Consider the following 19,573-nt stretch of genomic DNA (forward strand, 5'->3'; position numbering starts at 1 on the left):
CGGGCTGATTCATGAAAAAGTTAATATCCTATTTTATCAAATTTCCGGTAGCTGTCAACTTAGTGATGGTGTTAATACTGGTTCTTGGATTTATGACTGCGTCTAATATGACCAGTACATTTATGCCGAATGCTCCTCAACGTTTTATTTATGTGGATGTGGTCTACCCAGGTTCATCAGCTGAAGAAATAGAGGAAGGTGTGATTCTTAAAATCGAAGAAGAACTGAAAGGTTTAGAAGGTTTGGATCAGATTACTTCTTATGCACAAGAAAATGTTGGTAAAATTACCCTTGAAATGTTTAAGGGAACTGACATGGATGAAGCATTGACTAGAGTAAAAAATGTGGTAGAAGGTATTCCTTCTTTTCCAGTTGGTGTGGAGTCTGTGGTATCCTCAAAACATGAGGACTCCAACTTTAGCTTTATGTTTGGTATTACAGGGGAAGGAGTTTCTCTGAAATCACTAAAAGAAACAGCAAGAAAAGTTGAAAAAGACCTACTCGCCAAAAAAGGTATTTCGAAGATAGAATTATCAGGATTCCCTAATGAAGAAATTGCAGTATTACTCAATGAAGATGCCCTTGAAAGCTACAATATGACTTTTGAAGAAGTGGCATTAGCAGTTCAAGGAGCCAACTTAGATATGACTGGTGGTAGTATTAAAGATGGTGAGGAAGAGTTTTTTATTAGAGCCAATAATAAAGGATACACTTCTGATGAGTTGGACCATATCATCATTAGACAAACTGATAATGGTGGTGTAATTCGACTAAATGATATCGCTAAAGTGGTTGATCAGTGGGAAGATGCTCCGGCTAGAGCGACACTAAATGGTAAAAGAGCTGTTACAGTAACGATTAACAATACTTTTAGCGAAGATATTCTTCAAACAGCAGAAGAATTACATAAGTATATCGAGACATTTAATGCTCAAAATGATGTGTTGCACATAGAAGTCATTAGAGATCAGTCTGATTTATTAGGGCAACGTTTAGAGCTATTAATTGAAAATGGTATCGTAGGTATTATTCTCGTTTTGGTATTCTTGTCGTTATTCTTGAATCCAAGAATTGCCTTTTGGGTAGCTTTGGGGATCCCATTTTCCATCTTTGGTATGTTTATCCTCATCTCATTTACTAGTGTTACGATCAATATGATTTCATTGTTCGCATTGATTGTGGTATTGGGAATATTAGTGGATGATGCCATTGTGGTTGCAGAGAATATCTACCAACATTATGAAAATGGTAAACCAGCTATTCAAGCAGCAATCGATGGAACTATGGAAGTTTTACCTGCTGTGATTTCAGCTGTACTAACTACTATCGTAGCCTTCTCTACATTTATTTTCTTAGATGGTACAATGGGAGATTTCTTCAAAGATATGTCATGGATTGTTGGATTGATCTTATTCGTTTCTTTGATCGAAGGTTTAATCATTCTACCGGCCCATTTAGCTTTTTCAAAAGCCTTTAAGAAAAATGGTAAAACAGAGGCAAATATTGTAACAAAAACGGTCGATAAATACCTTTTTAAATTTAGAGACCAAGTGTATAAACCAATTTTGGAATTTACGCTTAGAAATAAAGTATTCACCTTAAGTATTACCGTTGGCTTGTTTATTTTCTCTATTGGTATGATGGCTAAAAAGGTAGTACCAGCCACTTTCTTTCCCAATATTGAAGGAGACGACATTACAGTCACTTTAGTCATGCCGAATGGTACCCAACAAGAAGTCACAGAAAAGGGAGTTCAGCAAATAGAGAAAGCAATTGAAATCGTTAATGATGAATTGAAAGTAAACCAGATCGATGAAAAAGACATCATTCAGAAGGTAAATATGGTGTATATGGGTTCTGGTCATCAGGTACAATTTAATCTTACTTTATTAGGAGCAGAACAACGTTTTGGATCTGCAGCTGAAGTAAGTAACGCTTTACAAAATGAAATTGGTAAGATTCCCGGAGCTGAATCAATCAGTTTTGCTTCTTTCTCTCCATTTGGAGATCCAGTAGTAGTTTCTCTGAGAGGAGATGATCTAGAAGAGTTGGCCATTGTAAAGAAAGAGTTGAAGTTACGTATGGAGAAAATGCCTGAGTTGAGAAATGTCAAAGACAATAACCCAACAGGTAACCGCGAAATTCATATTACTTTAAAAGAGAAAGCTTATCAATTAGGGTTAACAGAGCAAGAGGTAATTTCTCAGATTCGTCAAGGTTTCTTTGGGTATGAAATTCAAAGAGTACAGAGAGGACAAGATGAAGTGAAAGTATGGGTACGCTATGAAATGAGTAACCGTAATAGTTTTGGAGATTTGGAAAAAATGAAGATCCGTATGCCAAATGGGGCGGCCTATCCTTTTTCTGAAGTCGCAAATTTCACCATCGTAGACGGCTATTCATCCATTAATCATATTGATTTTAACAGGGAGATGAAATTAACGGCCCAATTAAAAAATCCTGATGATGCACTTCCAGATATTCTTAATAAAATCAAGACAGAATTACTTCCCGATCTATTAAAAGAACACCAAACGGTTTCAGCTGACTTTGATGGACAGAAAAGGGAGCAAGAAAAGGTATCCAACTCTGCTGCTAAAGTGATTCCGATTGTATTCATTCTAATGTTCACCATTGTAGTCTTTACTCTAAGGTCTTTTAGTCAGTCTTTTATTGTTTTTGCCTTAGTACCTCTAAGTTTTGTTTGGGTGGTCTTGGCACATTACTTACATGGGTTTGCTATTAGTATGATGTCATTTATGGGAATTATTGCCCTTTTAGGTGTAATGGTAAATGATGCTTTGGTATTGATCAATGCATTCAACCTTAACCTCAAGAGAGGTATGTCATTTAATGATGCTCTTATAGATGCTTGTGTTTCAAGATTCCGTCCGATTTTATTGACAACAGTGACTACAGTGGCAGGTATGGCTCCGATGGTATTTGAAACGAGTTTACAGGCTCAATTCCTAATTCCTATGGTGATTACTATCTCTTATGGTATTGCTGGTGCAACACTGATCACATTGATAGTACTACCTGTTAGTATCAAGATTTTCAACCAGGTGAAAGTAATGTTTAAAGAGTTGAAAACTGGTGAAAAAGTAAATCAAGAAGCTGTAGAAGCAGCTATTAAAGAACTGGCATACGACTACGAAAATGAAAAAGTATAATATTATCCCTTTATTAATTTTCTGTCTATTAGCAGGAAATAGTACTGCTCAAGAAGTATTGAGTATCAATGATGCCATACAATTGGCATTAACCAATAACCATAACTTAAAGGCTGTTGCAGTAAATAAAGAACAAGCAGAAAATAATGCAACTGCAGGTAATGCAGGTTTACTTCCATCTGTAACAGCTACTGCAGGAGCAGAATATAGTAATAATGATACTGAAATGGAGTTTATGAATACTGGAGCTCCAGAAGGTAGTGATAACCGTATGACTTTAGACAATGCGGCATCAACCTCTTACGATGCAAATGTTCGAATGGACTACGTATTGTTTAGTGGAAATGGAAATAGGTTTACGTTAAATCAACTTAGAGAGAGTGCGACTTTAGAAGATTTGAGGTTCAAACAGGAAGTAGAAAATACTATTCTACAAGTAGTGGAAGGATTTTATGATATATCAAGAGAACAAGAAAATCTTAATATCGCCAAAGAGACAGTTGTTACTTCCAATAGAAGATTAGAAAGACTTCATAGTAGATATTTATTAGGCCAAACTAACAAATTAGAAGTTTTGAATGCAGAAGTAGATCTTAACAGTGATAGCACTTCTTATCTTCAAACAGAACAAGCATATTATAATTCTATCAGAAAACTGAATGTAGTTATTGGTGCTGATATCAATACCATTTATGAGGTAAACCCTGATTTTGAATTTCTGAGTGGATTAACTGCTGACAATGTGTTGGATAAGGCCATGACAGAAAACTTATCTCTTTTGGCTCAATACAAACAAGAAGACATAACAGAACTTGATTTGAAAATCACAAAATCGCAAAGATCTCCAACAGTTTCGACTTATGCTCAGTATGGCTACAGTAGAATGAATAATGATGCAGGCCAAGTGCTTTATAATGAAAATTTAGGTCTTACAGCAGGAGTTACTATGTCATTCAATGTATTTAATGGCCATCAACAGAAAAGAACAGAACAAAATGCAAGGTTGAATGTCATTGCTCAGAAGGAAAATACTTTACAGTTAACTAAAGAGTTGGAGAGAGATGTTATGGATGCTTGGTTTGATTATGACTACAAACAGAAAATAGCGAAAATGGAGGCGAAAAGTATGGAACAGGCGGAGTTAAACTTTACGCAAACAAAAGAACAATATGAATTAGGACAAGTGACAAGTATTGATTTCCGTACAGCACAAACCAATTTACAAACTGCTAAGAGTAGATTAAACGATGCGCTTTATCAGGCAAAAGTTGCAGAATATTCAATTTTACAGTTATCTGGTGACTTACTGAATCAGGTAAATGGACAATAGAAAGATATCAATAACAATGAGCCCTTGGAGTTAATGCTCTGAGGGCTATTTCTTATATTTGGTAACTATGAAAAAGAAGAAGAATATAATTTGGCTGTTTTTTATTCCTTTATCGGTCTTATGTATCGTACTGATTCCAATGACTACATTGGTTTTAAGCGGATATATTGCTGAAGAAAAAGTGACTTCTTTTCTTACAGAAGTATTGCCTTATGTTCTTACTTCTTCAACCATTGCAGTTTTCTTTTATCATTTTTCTGTAGTTAGGTTGAATAAAGTGTTACCCTGGAAAAGGTATTTTATCATTAGAGGTATAGTAGATCTCATCTTAGTGATTAGTGTTACCTCATTAGTTATTAGTTTGATGCATTATATCTTTGGTGGTGGTAGCTTTTATCAAAAGTTGGTAGAACTAAAAGAAGTAAATGCTCCCGTTGAAGGGATATTTGCATTGCCATTGGTAGAAAATATTCTTTTCATTGTTGCAATAGAATTTATTGAAGTATTATCAGAACGTAATGAATTGGAGTTGAACCTTGAGAAGGTAGAAAAAGCACAATTGCAGACGAAATATTCTGCCTTAAAGAATCAACTGGATAATCATTTTCTATTCAATAACCTGAGTGTTCTTTCATCTCTGATTTATGAGGATATCGAAAAGTCTGATCGGTTTATACAGGAATTTGCAAAAGTATACCGCTATGTGCTTACAATCAGTGAAGAAATGTTGGTTCCTGTAGAGCAAGAATTAGATTTTATCGAAGCCTATTTATTTCTTCTTGAAATACGTTTTGAAGAAAGTTTTAGCGTTAAAAATGATTTAGATACTTCTGTAAATGATTATTTGTTACCTCCTTTATCGTTACAAGTCTTGATCGAAAATGCGATAAAACATAATAGAATATCAAAAAGGTATCCATTGCATATACATATTTTCCAAGAAAGTGACCGAATAGTTGTAGCCAATAACTATCAACTAAGAGATGTTCCTGATACAACATCAACGCATACCGGTCAGAAGAATCTAGTGGAAAAATATAAGTTATTATCAGACAGGTCTCCGAACTTTTTTATTCAAGGAGATCAATATATTGCCGAATTACCATTATTAAGTCAATAAACTATGTATAAAGTACTGATAGTTGAAGATGAAGCACCAAGTGCTAGAAAGCTTAAAATGCTGCTAGGAAAAATCGTTGAAGACTTTGAAGTAATTAATATTTTAGAGTCGATTGAGGAGTGCCTTGAGTTTTTTGAATCTGGTGAGCAAGTGGATCTTATTTTTATGGATATTCATCTCTCTGATGGTAATAGTTTTGAAGTATTTGATCAGATGGAAGTAGATACTCCCATTATTTTTACTACTGCTTTTGATCAATATGCAATAAAGGCATTTAAGCAAAATAGTATTGACTACTTACTGAAGCCTATTAATGTTTCTGATCTAGAAAAAAGTGTTGAGAAGTTTAAAAAAATCTACGCTTCAGATAACTCTAGCAACGAGTCAATAAACTATGAACTGTTGGGGAAAATGGTTGCTCAGCAAGTTTCACAAGAATATAAGGAACGCTTTATGGTAAGCTACCGTGATGAGTTAAGATCCATTCGGGTAGAAGATATTGCCTATATTTTTGCAGAGAGTAAAGCAGTGTTTATTCAGGTAAATGATGGGAAAGTGTATGATATCAATTACACAATGGATCAGGTAGAGAAGAATTTAAACCCTAAAAAATTCTTCAGAATTAATCGTAAATACATCGTTCAGATTGATGCGATAGAAAGTGTTTCTTGGTATTCTAAGACAAAACTGAGAGTTTTTACTACTCCTGAGATCCCCACAGAACTCTTTGTTCCAGCAGATAAAATAACCAAGTTTAAAGATTGGCTCAACCAGTAACTACAAAATAAAGTGAAAATGTAAGTCGATAAATATTATTATCGATTCTGTTTGCCCTTATCTAACTGTAATCCATAATATTTGGTATTTTAGCTAGACAATATCAAAGTATCTTTAAATGAGGGTTTTCTTAAACGTAAAAAAGCATTTCAACTACGATAAACTAGACAAATTAGAATACAAACGTTTGGTTAGGGATATCGTTATCTTGAACATTATTATTTTCCATCTTTTATGGATGGTTTTTAATTCTTTATTCGAGACAGAGATCATTAGAAACTTTCTTTACTCAATTGCAGAGACTCCCACTCAATGGTACAAAGACTACATCTTCGATAACTTCTATATTATCGAAATCTGTTTTATGGTCTTTTATCTTCTAGAATTTTCACTTTCATGGTTAGAGGCCTATCGAGAGAAAGAATATGCAAAATGGTATTTCTATCCATTTATCCATTTCTATGATTTGATTGGTAGTTTTCCAGGTATGCACTTTTTCCGTTTATTGAGAGTATTTGCTATGCTGTTTAGATGGCACAGCCATGAAATTATCAATTTAGAAGAGTTGAGTATATACCGGACTATTCTTCATGTAAAGGAGATTGTTGTAGAAGAAATTTCAGATGCTGTAGTCATTAACGTATTAGAAGGAGTAAAAGACGAACTGCAATCGGGAAGCTACGCTAACCAGAAATTTATGGAGGATGTGGTTAAGCCATATCAAGATAGTTTATCAGTATGGGTATCTAGGAAGGTGATGTTTGCCATGAGAGAAGCTTATGCCCATCGAAAACAAGAATTAGAAGGTTATGTGGCAGAATTAATTGAAGAAGCAGTAAATGATAATTCGGAAGTTAATGATTTAAAGAAAATACCTGTTATTGGTTCTTATGCTTCCTCTAGGTTGGAAGATGCCATTGCAGATATTGTTTATAAAGTGATTAACGATCTTTTTGTGGATATCTCTTCAGAAAAGAATGAGGAAGTATTGAAAGATGTTGTTTACGAAATTATAGAAGGAATATTATTTTCAGAGACCAAAGAAGGCAATGAAAAATTAATCCAAGAGTTGGGGAGTTCTGTGATCGACGAAGTAATTGCTAGAGTAGGAGTAAAACAATGGCAAGTAAGAGAGGAGATGTGGGAAGAGAAAAAAGAGAAAGAATTATCTGAAAAACGAAAACTTAGAGAAGAAATCATCAATCACGCTCCAAAACAAGAAGATTCAAAGAAATAATATGACGAATGTCAGTTGAAGTAAGGTGGTTAAATTGTCTTACTTCTTTTTTTTACCTACATTGCGAATGTTGTTTAAACGAACTTTTGACCGTTATGAATTGGAAGCCTCTCACTGACATAAGTCAGCTGGACCAGATACTAGAAGAATCTAAGAATCAAAGAGTAATGATCTTAAAACATTCTACTCGTTGTTCGATTAGTTCTATGGCACTTAACCGCTTAGAGCGTTCTTGGGAAGACGATAATAAGGTTGCTCCTTATTACTTAGATTTGATAAAATATAGACCTATTTCAAATGCAATTGCAGAGAAATTTGGTGTTGAGCATGAATCTCCTCAGGTAATTGTGATCGAAAATGGCGAAGTAGCATATACTGCTTCTCACATGGGGATCAATTATTCATCTGTCGTTGCCTAAACTCATTACAAAATAAATTAAATAGTGAAAATCGGTATCATTTGTTACCCTACCTACGGTGGTAGTGGAGTGGTAGCAACAGAATTAGGAAAGAACTTAGCCTCGAAGTTAGGACATGAAGTACATTTTATTACTTATGACCAACCTACTAGGTTAGACTTTTTTGATGAGAATATTTTCTATCATAAAGTGGATATCCGTACATATCCTTTGTTTAAGTACCCTCCTTATGAGTTGGCTTTAACAAGTAAAATGGTAGAAGTAGCTCTTGCAGAAAAGTTGGATGTTCTTCACGCTCATTACGCTATTCCTCATGCATCTGCCGCATATACAGCCAAGCAGATTTTAGCAAAGAAAGGAATAGATATGCCTGTGGTAACTACCCTTCATGGTACGGATGTTACATTGGTAGGTAAAGATGACAGCTTTGAACCTGTGGTCGCTTTTTCTATCGATGAATCAGATTGCGTTACTTCTGTTTCTGAAAGCCTTAAGAAAGAAACTTACGAGTACTTTGATCTCACTAAAGATATTAAAGTGATTCCAAACTTTGTTGATCTGGATAGATTTACGAAGCATAAAAAAGATCACTTTAAAACAGCAATTTGCCCGAATGGCGAAAAACTTCTTGTTCATGTTTCCAATATGAGAGAAGTGAAAAGAGCTGATGATGCTTTAGAGGTATTCAAAAGAGTTAGGGAGAAGATACCTTGTAAACTTCTGATGGTAGGTGATGGACCAGAAAGAGCTAAACTAGAAGAGAAATGTGCAGAACTTAGAACTTGTGCTGATGTGAGGTTCTTAGGGAAAATTGCAGAGGTAGAAGAAATTTTATCTGTAGCAGATTTATACCTGATGCCATCGGAAAAAGAAAGTTTTGGTTTGGCTGCTTTAGAAGCTATGGCTTGCCAAGTTCCTGTTGTTTCATCGAATGCTGGAGGTATTCCTGAAGTAAACATTCATGGTTTAACCGGAATGATGTCTGAAGTAGGAGATGTTGATGATATGGCCAAAAATGCATTACATATTCTAGATGATGCCAATTTGCCGTACTATAAAGAAAATGCTTTGAAACAAGCACAACAATTTAGCATCGAAAAAGTTTGTCCTTTGTATGAAGATATCTACAAAGAAGCGATTGCTAAATCAAAAGAGAAGTTTCAATTAAAAGCATAAGAGAAAACTCTCTTTAAAAAAGCCATGTGATGAGTAATCAATCACATGGCTTTTTTGTTGGGAAATAGTTTTTAATCATCTTTTTCTCAACTTTTAATTATCCATCATATCAAAATTTATTTAATACCTTAGCGTGGTATTTCTTGAATTGCATAAAATTTAATCCAAATCTCTTCAATGGATTTTTTTGAAAATGAGATACTAATTTTTTCTGATTATAATTAACATCAAACTAAAATGAAAAACATGCGTCCCATTATGCTGGTAGGCACCGGTTCCGACGTAGGTAAAAGTTGGATTACTACGGGTATCTGCAGATGGCTAAAAAATAAAGGATACCAACCAGCACCTTTTAAAGCCCAAAACATGTCGCTGAATAGTTTTGCTACTTATGATGGGTTAGAAATCGGAAGAGCACAAGCCGTACAAGCGGAAGCATGTCAACTACCTGTCATGGTAGAGATGAACCCTGTTTTATTGAAGCCATCCTCGAAGAATAAATCACAAGTGGTCTTGCATGGAAAACCTGTAGGTGACCAGTCTGCTAGAGATTACTTCTTGGGAGAAAATAAAAAACACCTGTTTTTAGAAGCTCAAAAAGCATTTCATAAGCTTTCAGATCAGTTTGGTCCTATCGTAATGGAAGGAGCAGGAAGTATCAGCGAACTAAATTTAAAACATAGAGATATCGTAAATATGCGTATGGCGAAAGCGGCCAATGCATGTGTATATCTGGTTGCAGACATTGACCGGGGAGGTGTTTTTGGTAGTGTTTATGGTACTATTGCCCTTTTAGAAGATTGGGAAAAAGACCTATTAAAAGGGATTATCATCAACAAGTTTAGAGGAGATGCAAGCTTGTTTGTTGAAGGAAAGAAAAAATTAGAAGAATTAACGGGATACCCTGTTTTGGGTGTTTTACCTTATGCTGAGGATATCATTATTGAAGAAGAGGATTCTGTAGCACTTCGAGGTAGAAATACTACAACTCAAGATGGAATGCTGAATATCGCTGTGATCAAACATTATTATATGTCGAACTATACCGATTTTCAAGCATTGGAAAATGAACCTCTTATTCATCTGTATTATACAAGAGATGTAAGTGAATTAAAGAAGGCTGATGTTATCATACTGCCTGGAACAAAAAATACAATGAGCGATCTAGCCAAGTTGAAAGAAGAAGGTCTAGATCTATTGATAAAAGAACTTTATGATAAAATACCAATCATAGGAGTTTGTGGAGGGTATCAGATGTTAGGGAATGTGGTATATGATCCTCATCATGTTGAAGGTGATCAGGAAAAAGAACTAGGGTTAGGAATCTTTGATATTGAGACAACTTTATCAAAAGAGAAACATACAGTTCAGCGACAATTCTCTTTTAAGAATTCTGATGAAGAATGCGAAGGCTACGAGATTCATATGGGAGAAACGTTAGTTCCTTCAGGCTTTGCATTGAATACGATAGGTCAGGAAAAAGAGGGATATTTTGATGGTAAACTAAGCTGGGGAACATATTTACATGGAGTTTTCGATAATCAAGTCGTAGTAAATGAATTGTTGAAGTATAAGTTTTCAGAAGCTGAAGCGCAAGACTATAAAACCTTTAAAAGAGATCAATTTGATAAATTGGCAGATTGGGTAGAAGAGAATTTGGAGATCAATAAAATCATGGAAGACATATGTTAAATGGACATGGTGATGATCTACATTTGGTAAAAGGTCAGATTAAATACAATTTCAGTTCTAATGTATACTATAAAGGCTGTCCCACAGCAATCTTAAAAGCTCTTGCCAAACAGGTGGAGGGTATTCAAAATTATCCATCTCCGGCAGCAGAAGAGTTGTCAGAATGTGCATCTATTAGATATCAACAACCTGCTGAAAATTTTCTGTTTACGAATGGTGCTATTGAAGCGTTTTATCTGATAGCTCAATTGTTTAGAGGTAAAAGGTCGACCATTGTAGGTCCAACTTTCTCAGAATATGAAGATGCTTGTAAGATGCATAACATCTCATATACTGTTGTAGAAAAGGAAAAATTAGATTCGTTTAATACGGACCTTGTATTTATTTGCAATCCCAATAACCCAACAGGAAGTGTATTTTCCTTTGCTGAATTAGAATACTTTATAACGGAAAACCCTACATCAACTTTTGTGATAGATGAGGCATATATTGAGTTTACAAAAGCTACAAAATCAGTTTTACCTTTAGTAGAAAAGCATAAAAACTTAATTGTTGTACGATCGCTAACCAAAACATTTACAATTCCTGGGCTTCGTTTAGGCTATATTATTTCTGATGCTTCTATGGTTGAGAAATTAAAAGCGATTCGTATTCCATGGAGTGTTAACGGGTTGGCTATTCAAACAGGAAAATACCTTTTTGAGAATTATGACCAACTGATTTTTGATATTGAAAGTCTATTAAAAGAACGGATATTTTTTCAAGATCAATTAAGAGTGATTGATCATATAGAGGTACAAGAAACTAACACGTCTTACTTCTTGGTTAAATTATTAAAAGGAAAGGCAAGTGAATTAAAGAACGTCTTAATTAGCAAAGGAATTTTGATAAGGGACGCTACCAACTTTACTAGTTTAGAAGGAGAGTTTATTCGACTTTCTGTACAATCACCAACGGCTAACAAACAAATTATTAAAGCACTTACTTCATGGATATAAAGTCAATACTCATCTTAATTATTGCCTTTGTGTTGGATCAAATTTTTGGAGATCCTAGAGTTTTGCCACACCTTATTGTGGGATATGGAAACCTTATAGCGAAGGGAGAAAAGCGTCTAAATAATGGAAAAAATAAGTTTTTTAAAGGAGCTTTATTAACGATTACTTTAGTGAGTTTATCATTTGTAGTTCCTTACTATGTACTAAGCTATATTGATGAGTTAAATACTATTGTATCAATACTTCTTAGTGTCATTTTATTGTTTTACTGTTTAGCCAATAAAACATTAGTAAAAGAAGGAATTGCAGTTTTTAATGTATTAGAAAAAGAAGGATTAGAGGCAGGGAGAAAAAGACTTTCTTGGATTGTAGGTAGAGATACTTCAGCATTAAATGAACAGCAAATTCGTACGGCTACCCTTGAAACAATGTCTGAAAACTTAAGTGATGGTGTAATTGCCCCCTTGTTCTATTTTACCATTTTAGGAGTTCCCGGAGCAATGGCCTATAAAATGATCAATACTTTTGATTCTATGATTGGCTATAAAAATGACCGCTATGAACAATTTGGGAAATTTGCAGCCAAACTAGATGATGTTGCGAATTATATTCCTGCCCGACTAACAGCTTTTTTTATGTTGATCGTTTCATTTCGGTTTGGAGGTTTGGCAACAGTTTTCACTGAAGGAAAAAAACATAGTAGTCCCAATGCGGGTTATCCGGAAGCCGCTTTAGCCTATATTCTAAAGGTGAGATTTGGTGGTCCTAATTTTTATGGAGGCAAATTGGTAGAGAAACCATATATCGGTACTAACCATAGATCTATTCAGCATCAAGAAATTTATAAAGTAGCAAATATCAACTATAGTACTAGTTGGTTTTTCGTTTTACTCATTGCTTTTTATCTCATTTTAATACAAGTCTACTAATGAGTATTTCTATCATCTCAGGAGCAGCAGGTACAGGAAAAACGACCTTGATTAATACGATTGAAAGGTCAGGTGTATTAACAATGCCCGAAGCCTCGCGTCAGGTGATAATAGATGAACAGAAGTATGGAAGGGAAGGAATGCCATGGAAAAACGTAGAGCGGTTTAGTGAACTAGTTTTTCAAAAAAAATTAGATCATTTAAGAGAATATTCCGAAGCAATTTTTTGTGATAGAAGTATTATTGATACCATTGCCTACCTTCGGTTTCAGGAGAAACCAGTTCCTGATTACTTAACATCGTTTCCTTTCCATCGATATTATAAAAAAGAGGTGTTTTTTGCACTTCCTTGGAAAGAAATATATACCAAAGATCCTCAAAGGCCAGAATCATTTTCTTATCAGCAGCAATTATCACCTGTTTTAGAGAAAACTTATCTGGATTATGGATTTGAGATAGTTTATTTACCATTTACATCAGTACAGAGCCGTTTAGACTTTGTTCTTAACAAGGTTTGCTTACCAACTAAAATTAAGTAAATTTGCCACTGCTGAAAAGGAGTTCCTAATGTTGGAATGAAAAGGGAATTTGGTGTGAATCCAAAACTGTACCCGCAGCTGTAAACTTTCGTTTTCTTTCGAAAACAATTTTGTTACAATGAGCCACTGTTAAGATAAATGGGAAGGAGTAACAGAAGAAAGCAAGTCAGAATACCTACTTTTTTTTGCAAACAAGAAAACAAACTTTCGGGAATAAAAGTTGTGACCTTCAATCTATTAGTACACTTTGTTAGTTTTACTAACTTGCTAACAATAAACAGATTGTCATTCTATTATCCCCAATTGTTGCTATTCATCAAACAATCTGAATCATGGGGAAAAACATTGCTGAGACTCAACAGATTTTTTTATTTTGTGATGGTGGATCTTGCCAAAAAGCAGGTTCTGAGGAAGTAGTACGAAATGTAAGAGCTTACCTTAGAAATAGCGGACAATGGGACAGTACTCATACGATCAAAACCAGATGTAATGGCCGGTGTGAGGATGCTCCAACATGTATTGTTCAACCCAACTATTGGTACAAAGATCTTACTCCACAAAAGGGCTTAGAAATTATTAAAAGCCATCTAGAACACCAAAAACCCGTTGAAGACTATTTACTCTATCAAGATGAATGGTCTGAGATAAAATCGGAGAAAGAAAGAGGTGCTTTTACTCCAAAACCATTTTCTATAAAGATGGACTCAGAACTTGGAGAATGCCGAATAACAAAAGGCTTTGCCTCTGATCAATATACCTATCCACTTTTTCTCTATTTATCGGAAAATAGTCCATATTCTACGCTTTCTCTTGCTAATCGAACATCATTTTCATTTAGTGAAATTAAAAATGTCAATTACAGTCAAAAGTATACTCTTGAACTAGAATTGGCAGAGGAAACGATAGAGTTGATTATCGCTCCAATTGATCAAAAAAATCAAGATTTAGTCAAAAAGAGAATTGCAGTAGTTGAATATTTTGAACAGTTGGACTCCTTAAAAAAAGGGATTCGACTAAAAAATAAATTTGGTGAAGAACTTGGGCTAATTTGGCTTGAAAACCATGCTTGGCAATACTGTTTAGAAGTACAATTAAAAGGAATAAAATTGGAAACAGTATGAAAAGAAAGGTGACTATTGTTGGAGTAGGTTGGTTAGGAAAACCATTAGCCAATTGTTTAAAAAATAGAGGGTTTGATGTGAGAGGTAGTGTTGCCTCAAAAGAAGAACTACTCGCTTTTGAACCTTCAGAACAAATTTCACTGATTAAAATAGAAGAAGATAAAATTCATGGATGCTGGAGTGATTTTATCAATTCATCTGATGTTTTAATTATTTGTTTTCCTCCTGCTGACCGGAGAGATCAAAATGGAGTGTATGTCAAACAAATTGAACAACTGATAAAACATACACCTGCTCATCAAAAAGTCATCTTTGTAAGTTCCACTTCTGTCTATCCAAATACCAATCAATCTATTCAAGAATCAGATCATTTTACTCCAGAAACTATTGGAGGAAAAAATATATATCAAGCAGAAAAAGTATTACGACAACATTTCGGAAAACAATTGACAGCTGTCCGAATGGCAGGTTTAATTGGAGGAGGACGTCATCCATCTCAGCTACTAAGGGAAAATAGGGTCTTGAAAAATCCAAATGTGCCAGTCAATGTTATCCATCAAACCGATGCGATAAATCTGATTGTAGAGGTGATTGATCAGGACCTTTTTGGGGAAGTGATTAACGGCTGTGCAGACCTTCATCCTATTCGAAGGGATTTATATACAAATGCTGCAGTAACCTTAGGGTTACCTCTACCCATTTTTAGAGACAGTAAGAGTTTTGCTTTTAAACTGATTGATAATAGTAAATCAAAGCGATTGTTATCCTTTGAATATATATATGATGATCCTCAAGCCTACTTCAATGAAGAGGTGAAAATATAAAAGACAATGAAAGAAGGAATATTATTATGTGGCCATGGGTCTAGAAGAAAAACGGGAACCGATGCTTTCAAAAAACTCGTCGCCTTGTTAAAAAATAGGTACGAAAATGAATATGAAGTAGACTATGGTTTTTTAGAGTTTAGCCACCCTTTATATGAGGCTGCAGTAGAACGGTTGTACGAAAAAGGAGTAAGGGTAATTTATGCATTACCTGTAATTCTTTTTGCGGGCTCACATGCTAAAAATGATATTCCTTATGAGATGAATACGATCCAATCGTATTATCCAGACCTTGAAATTAAGATGGGAACACACATCGGTGTAAGTTCTTATCTTTTGGATTTATCTAAAAAAAGAATCGAGGAGCAGGAAGCTTTACTACCACCAATTGACCGAAAAGAATGTGGGTTGATGGTAATTGGTAGAGGTACCACAGACCCAGATGCGAATTCTGATGTACACAAACTAGCTGCCATGCTTTGGGAAGGTATGGGGTTTGGTTTTACGACCGTTGGCTATAGTGGAACAGCTTACCCTACGACGGCAGAAGCCTTACCAATGTTTGAGAAATTAGGTATGAAACGAACCTATGTTATTCCTTTTTTCTTCTTTACGGGAGTACTGCTCGAAAGAATCTATGCCACTGTAGACGATTTTAATAAATCATCTACAACAGAGTATGTTAACACAGAAGCTTTTGGAGCAGATGAACTGATACTACAAGCTTTTGATGAGAGACTGGACCAAGCAAAAAATGGAGAAGCGAATATGAACTGCCAAATGTGTAAATACCGTAAGCAGATCATTGGCTTTGAAGAAGAAGAAGGAAAAGATCAAGTCGGACATCACTTAAATGTAAAAGGGATTCTTTTTGAAGAAGATGAAAAAGTGGATGAGAAAAAAGGAGTGATGAAAACCTTCAAAAATATACTTGGAATATAATGAGAAGAGGAAAAGTATATGGGATTTCACTAGGACCCGGCGATCCCGATTTGATCACAATGAAAGGGTACAAGTTACTTCAGTTTGTTGATAAAATTTATTATCCAGGGTCCATTTTTCAAGGTGGAAGAAAGAGTAGTTATTCTCTACAGATTATGGAGAACTATGATTTGCCACAAGATAAATTAGTGGGGTTCTATTTAGAAATGACAATTGATAGAGTACACGTACATCCTGTTTATGAAGAGACTTTTCAGAAAATAAAGAAAGATGTTTTGGAAGGATTGGATGTAGCCATAGTATGTGAAGGCGATTTGAGTACTTACAGCTCCTTCTCTTATTTATTAGAAAAATTTCAACAGACAGACATCTCTATTTCACTGGTTCCTGGTATTAGTTCTTTCCATTTAGGGGCTGCAGAAATTCAACAGCCTCTAGCACTTTTAGGGGAAACTATTCATGTACTTCCAATTCTAAAATCAACAAAAGTTTTAGAAGATGCTTTAAAAGTATCTGATACAGTGGTCTTGATGAAAATCAGGTCAGTGATGGGACATATCCAGCCCATATTAGAGAGAGGGGACATCAATTTTACATACTGTGAAAAACTCGGGACTGCTGAGCAATTCATCACATCATCAATAGACAAAGTTCAAGAGAGAACCATTCCATATTTCTCTCTTCTGATCATAAAGAAAAACAAACAAGCATGAAAATTACAGTAGCAGGCTTAGGCCCTGGACATAAAGACTATATTTTACCGTTGGTGGTCAATGCATTGCAAAAAGCGGATGTAGTGATTGGTTATGACTATTACTTTCAATTTTGCGAAGATTATCTGAAAGAAGGGGCAGTAAAAATTGCCATGCCTTTAGGTAAAGAAGAAGAACGAGCAATAGTAGCCATAAAGGAAGCAAAAAAGAATCAACATGTATTTGTAATCGGTTCAGGTGATGCGAGTATTTATTCCATGGCAGCGATTGTCTATCAGGTGGCTTCTTTGGAAAAAGATATAGAAATTGAATTAGAAACATTACCAGGAGTTTCTGCATTCTTGGCGGCAGGTAGTAAGTTAGGTGCTCCATTAGGCCATGACTTCTGCTGTATTTCATTATCAGATTTGATGACACCATGGCAAGTAATTGAAAAGCGTATTCGAGCAGCTGCTGTAGGTGACTTTGTTTGTAGTTTATATAATCCCAAAAGCAAGAAAAGGTACTGGCAATTGGAGCGTCTGAAGAAAATCTTTTTGGAAGAACGAGATCCTAATACTCCAGTTGCAATTATTCGTCAAGTAACGCGACCAGAAGAGAAAATCACAATTCAAACCTTAGGCACTTTTGATGTAGAAATGGTAGATATGTTCTCTTTGGTGATGATCGGAAATTCACAGACTTTCCAATTTAAAAATCATTTAGTGACACCTCGCGGTTATTTGAATAGAAAGCCAAAAACAGGTTTGGAGATTCAACAAGAAAGTTTCAGAATAGTAACTGAACAATTACAAGATTTACAGTATTCTCAAGATGATAAATGGGCTATCACTCGATTGATTCATACAACGGGGGTGATTGATGATCATGTACATTATGAAGCCTCTCCAAAGGCTGTAACGTCCTTCTCTAAATACCTACAAAATGGTGGAGTGGTTGTTACTGATGTAACTATGGTACAAGCAGGTATTACAAAGAAATATACGAAGGAGTATGGGAACCAAGTAGTATGTCTTTTAAATGAAGAGGAGACGGTACTTTTAGCAGAAAAAGAAGGTTTAACACGCTCTCAGGCAGGGATAAAAAGGGCAATTGCAATGTATCCAAATGCTTTATTTGTTATTGGTAATGCTCCTACAGCATTATTCGAATTGACTGATCAGCTAAGAGAAAATCCATATTTTGAACCTACAGGAATTATAGGCGTACCCGTTGGTTTTGTCAATGTCATTGAATCCAAAGAACAGTTGGTACAAGTGAAAAATACCGAGTGGATTGTATTAAATGGAAATAGAGGTGGAAGTAATATAGCAGCCGCTTTGGTCAATGCTTGTTTCACGCTTCAAGAATCTGAAAACTATTTCTAAGTCTTGTTACAGGAAAACAAACATATTGACTTCTACATTATCGGAATTGGCAATCATTCTGAAGTACAACTGAACGCTGAGGTAAAGCAGTTAATACAACATCATACGGTTTTTTCCGGAGGGAAGAGACACTATCAATTGATGAAAAAGCATCTGCCTGAAAATCATGAATGGATTGAGATTTCGGGTAAAATGCAGAATGTCATTCAGCAGTATCAAATGAAGGAGCAAAAGGTGGTAGTTTTTGCTTCAGGCGACCCATTATTTTTTGGTTTCGGAAATACGCTAAAAAGACTTTTACCCTCCTCAAATCTAGAAGTCTTGCCGTATTTCAATTCCATTCAACGATTGGCACACAAAGCCTCTTTGAATTACAGCGATCTCAAAAGTATTTCATTGCATGGAAGACATACTTGGAAACCTTTGGATGTTTGCTTGATGCAAGGTGAAAAGATGATTGGAATCTTGACGGACAAAGAGCATTCTCCACAGCATATTGCACAGCGATTACTCACTTATGGTTATCCAAATTATACTATTTATGTCGGGGAAGAATTGGATGGAGTGAAAGAAAGAGTTCGTCAATTCACCTTGGAAGAAGCGAGTGAAACTGCCGGTTACCAATTGCTGAATTGTGTAATTCTGATCAAAACATCAGATTTTATTCCTCCCCGAAGCTTTGCAGATAGCACTTTCCAGACCTTGGAAGGTAGACCGGGAATGATTACAAAACAGAGCATTCGTTCTTTGACACTTCAAGCATTGCAGTTGTGGGATAAGAAGTGCTTTTGGGATGTAGGAAGTTGTACAGGTTCTATTGCCATTGAAGCCCAACTTAATTATCCGTCATTGCAAGTTTTTGCTTTCGAGAAAAGACCAGAATGTGGAGAAATCATAGACAATAATACAAAGAGTCATCATTGCCCGGGCATACAAGTGAGCATTGACGATTTCTTTGAAGAAGATATACAAGAAATCACGCCACCGGATGCAGTATTTATTGGAGGTCATGGAAACCGTTTGGAAGAAATGATTCAGAAGTTGGATTCCGTTTTATTGCCTAATGGTTTGATGGTCATAAATACGGTATTAGAAAAATCCTTTGAGACTTTTCAGAAGGCTTGTCTGCAATTGAATTATACCGTAGCGGATCCCATTAAAATGAGTCTCAACGACTTCAATACAATACATCTATTGGTCGCAAAAAAGAAATAAA

At 35.3% G+C, this 19,573-nt stretch carries 17 protein-coding genes and 1 riboswitch; all 17 genes read left to right on the forward strand.

Translation table 11 applies throughout. From position 1 onward, the window contains the following. Positions 1-11 precede the first annotated feature (11 nt). The 17 genes from HGP29_RS17300 to cbiE all read left to right on the forward strand — a co-directional run bounded on the left by HGP29_RS17300 (position 12) and on the right by cbiE (position 19,572). Complete coding sequence (locus HGP29_RS17300; RefSeq protein WP_168883685.1) at positions 12-3,173, forward strand: efflux RND transporter permease subunit; 3,162 nt, start codon at positions 12-14, stop codon at positions 3,171-3,173. Beyond that, a complete protein-coding gene (locus HGP29_RS17305; RefSeq protein ID WP_168883686.1) occupies positions 3,160-4,503 on the forward strand; it encodes a TolC family protein in 1,344 nt (447 codons plus the stop codon). Before HGP29_RS17300 ends, HGP29_RS17305 begins: the two co-directional genes overlap by 14 nt. 67 nt (positions 4,504-4,570) lie before the next feature. Then, positions 4,571-5,623 (forward strand): sensor histidine kinase, encoded by a 1,053-nt coding sequence (locus HGP29_RS17310; RefSeq protein WP_168883687.1) that lies wholly within the window; start codon positions 4,571-4,573, stop codon positions 5,621-5,623. Between the two features lie 3 nt (positions 5,624-5,626). Further along, positions 5,627-6,400 carry a LytR/AlgR family response regulator transcription factor gene (locus tag HGP29_RS17315; RefSeq protein ID WP_168883688.1) on the forward strand — a complete coding sequence of 258 codons (774 nt, stop codon included), beginning with the start codon at positions 5,627-5,629 and terminating at the stop codon, positions 6,398-6,400. A 118-nt stretch (positions 6,401-6,518) separates the two neighbouring features. Further along, on the forward strand, positions 6,519-7,637 hold the full coding sequence (locus HGP29_RS17320) for a hypothetical protein (protein WP_168883689.1): 1,119 nt from the start codon (positions 6,519-6,521) through the stop codon (positions 7,635-7,637). Positions 7,638-7,732: 95 nt separating this feature from the next. Next, the gene (gene ytxJ / locus HGP29_RS17325; RefSeq protein WP_168883690.1) at positions 7,733-8,056 is read left to right on the forward strand and encodes a bacillithiol system redox-active protein YtxJ; all 324 of its coding nucleotides are present in this window, start codon (positions 7,733-7,735) and stop codon (positions 8,054-8,056) included. Between the two features lie 24 nt (positions 8,057-8,080). Then, positions 8,081-9,232: an N-acetyl-alpha-D-glucosaminyl L-malate synthase BshA gene (bshA, locus tag HGP29_RS17330; protein WP_168883691.1), complete on the forward strand. Its 1,152-nt coding sequence runs from the start codon at positions 8,081-8,083 to the stop codon at positions 9,230-9,232. 237 nt (positions 9,233-9,469) lie between these two features. Further along, complete coding sequence (locus tag HGP29_RS17335) at positions 9,470-10,924, forward strand: cobyric acid synthase (RefSeq protein WP_168883692.1); 1,455 nt, start codon at positions 9,470-9,472, stop codon at positions 10,922-10,924. Then, on the forward strand, positions 10,918-11,922 hold the full coding sequence (locus tag HGP29_RS17340; RefSeq protein WP_168883693.1) for a pyridoxal phosphate-dependent aminotransferase: 1,005 nt from the start codon (positions 10,918-10,920) through the stop codon (positions 11,920-11,922). Before HGP29_RS17335 ends, HGP29_RS17340 begins: the two co-directional genes overlap by 7 nt. Continuing rightward, positions 11,913-12,851: an adenosylcobinamide-phosphate synthase CbiB gene (gene cbiB, locus HGP29_RS17345; RefSeq protein WP_168883694.1), complete on the forward strand. Its 939-nt coding sequence runs from the start codon at positions 11,913-11,915 to the stop codon at positions 12,849-12,851. The genes HGP29_RS17340 and cbiB overlap by 10 nt, the downstream gene beginning before the upstream one ends. Then, on the forward strand, positions 12,851-13,390 hold the full coding sequence (locus HGP29_RS17350) for an AAA family ATPase (protein ID WP_168883695.1): 540 nt from the start codon (positions 12,851-12,853) through the stop codon (positions 13,388-13,390). The genes cbiB and HGP29_RS17350 overlap by 1 nt, the downstream gene beginning before the upstream one ends. Position 13,391: 1 nt before the next feature. After that, positions 13,392-13,587: riboswitch (cobalamin riboswitch) on the forward strand. 135 nt (positions 13,588-13,722) lie between these two features. Continuing rightward, a complete protein-coding gene (locus tag HGP29_RS17355; RefSeq protein WP_168883696.1) occupies positions 13,723-14,511 on the forward strand; it encodes a (2Fe-2S) ferredoxin domain-containing protein in 789 nt (262 codons plus the stop codon). Next, entirely contained in the window at positions 14,508-15,335 is an 828-nt protein-coding gene (locus HGP29_RS17360) for a Rossmann-fold NAD(P)-binding domain-containing protein (RefSeq protein WP_168883697.1), read from the forward strand. Before HGP29_RS17355 ends, HGP29_RS17360 begins: the two co-directional genes overlap by 4 nt. 6 nt (positions 15,336-15,341) lie before the next feature. Next, the gene (locus HGP29_RS17365; protein ID WP_168883698.1) at positions 15,342-16,277 is read left to right on the forward strand and encodes a sirohydrochlorin chelatase; all 936 of its coding nucleotides are present in this window, start codon (positions 15,342-15,344) and stop codon (positions 16,275-16,277) included. Continuing rightward, positions 16,277-16,990: a precorrin-2 C(20)-methyltransferase gene (cobI, locus tag HGP29_RS17370; RefSeq protein WP_168883699.1), complete on the forward strand. Its 714-nt coding sequence runs from the start codon at positions 16,277-16,279 to the stop codon at positions 16,988-16,990. Before HGP29_RS17365 ends, cobI begins: the two co-directional genes overlap by 1 nt. After that, positions 16,987-18,357 (forward strand): precorrin-3B C(17)-methyltransferase, encoded by a 1,371-nt coding sequence (gene cobJ, locus HGP29_RS17375; RefSeq protein WP_168883700.1) that lies wholly within the window; start codon positions 16,987-16,989, stop codon positions 18,355-18,357. Before cobI ends, cobJ begins: the two co-directional genes overlap by 4 nt. A 3-nt stretch (positions 18,358-18,360) precedes the next feature. Continuing rightward, complete coding sequence (cbiE, locus tag HGP29_RS17380) at positions 18,361-19,572, forward strand: precorrin-6y C5,15-methyltransferase (decarboxylating) subunit CbiE (RefSeq protein WP_168883701.1); 1,212 nt, start codon at positions 18,361-18,363, stop codon at positions 19,570-19,572. Position 19,573: the final 1 nt, after the last annotated feature.

This window comes from Flammeovirga agarivorans (genome assembly GCF_012641475.1).
In the GTDB taxonomy this organism is placed as follows: domain Bacteria; phylum Bacteroidota; class Bacteroidia; order Cytophagales; family Flammeovirgaceae; genus Flammeovirga; species Flammeovirga agarivorans.

What these genes read in the sequence shown, in the direction of transcription:
- HGP29_RS17365 (WP_168883698.1), top strand. Translation starts at nt 15,342, where the DNA reads ATGAAAGAAGGAATATTATTATGTGGCCATGGGTCTAGAAGAAAAACG.
- cbiB (WP_168883694.1), top strand. Translation starts at nt 11,913, where the DNA reads ATGGATATAAAGTCAATACTCATCTTAATTATTGCCTTTGTGTTGGAT.
- HGP29_RS17355 (WP_168883696.1), top strand. Translation starts at nt 13,723, where the DNA reads ATGGGGAAAAACATTGCTGAGACTCAACAGATTTTTTTATTTTGTGAT.
- HGP29_RS17305 (WP_168883686.1), top strand. Translation starts at nt 3,160, where the DNA reads ATGAAAAAGTATAATATTATCCCTTTATTAATTTTCTGTCTATTAGCA.
- HGP29_RS17350 (WP_168883695.1), top strand. Translation starts at nt 12,851, where the DNA reads ATGAGTATTTCTATCATCTCAGGAGCAGCAGGTACAGGAAAAACGACC.
- HGP29_RS17320 (WP_168883689.1), top strand. Translation starts at nt 6,519, where the DNA reads ATGAGGGTTTTCTTAAACGTAAAAAAGCATTTCAACTACGATAAACTA.
- HGP29_RS17315 (WP_168883688.1), top strand. Translation starts at nt 5,627, where the DNA reads ATGTATAAAGTACTGATAGTTGAAGATGAAGCACCAAGTGCTAGAAAG.
- cobI (WP_168883699.1), top strand. Translation starts at nt 16,277, where the DNA reads ATGAGAAGAGGAAAAGTATATGGGATTTCACTAGGACCCGGCGATCCC.
- HGP29_RS17310 (WP_168883687.1), top strand. Translation starts at nt 4,571, where the DNA reads ATGAAAAAGAAGAAGAATATAATTTGGCTGTTTTTTATTCCTTTATCG.
- HGP29_RS17300 (WP_168883685.1), top strand. Translation starts at nt 12, where the DNA reads ATGAAAAAGTTAATATCCTATTTTATCAAATTTCCGGTAGCTGTCAAC.
- ytxJ (WP_168883690.1), top strand. Translation starts at nt 7,733, where the DNA reads ATGAATTGGAAGCCTCTCACTGACATAAGTCAGCTGGACCAGATACTA.
- HGP29_RS17335 (WP_168883692.1), top strand. Translation starts at nt 9,470, where the DNA reads ATGAAAAACATGCGTCCCATTATGCTGGTAGGCACCGGTTCCGACGTA.
- HGP29_RS17360 (WP_168883697.1), top strand. Translation starts at nt 14,508, where the DNA reads ATGAAAAGAAAGGTGACTATTGTTGGAGTAGGTTGGTTAGGAAAACCA.
- cobJ (WP_168883700.1), top strand. Translation starts at nt 16,987, where the DNA reads ATGAAAATTACAGTAGCAGGCTTAGGCCCTGGACATAAAGACTATATT.
- HGP29_RS17340 (WP_168883693.1), top strand. Translation starts at nt 10,918, where the DNA reads ATGTTAAATGGACATGGTGATGATCTACATTTGGTAAAAGGTCAGATT.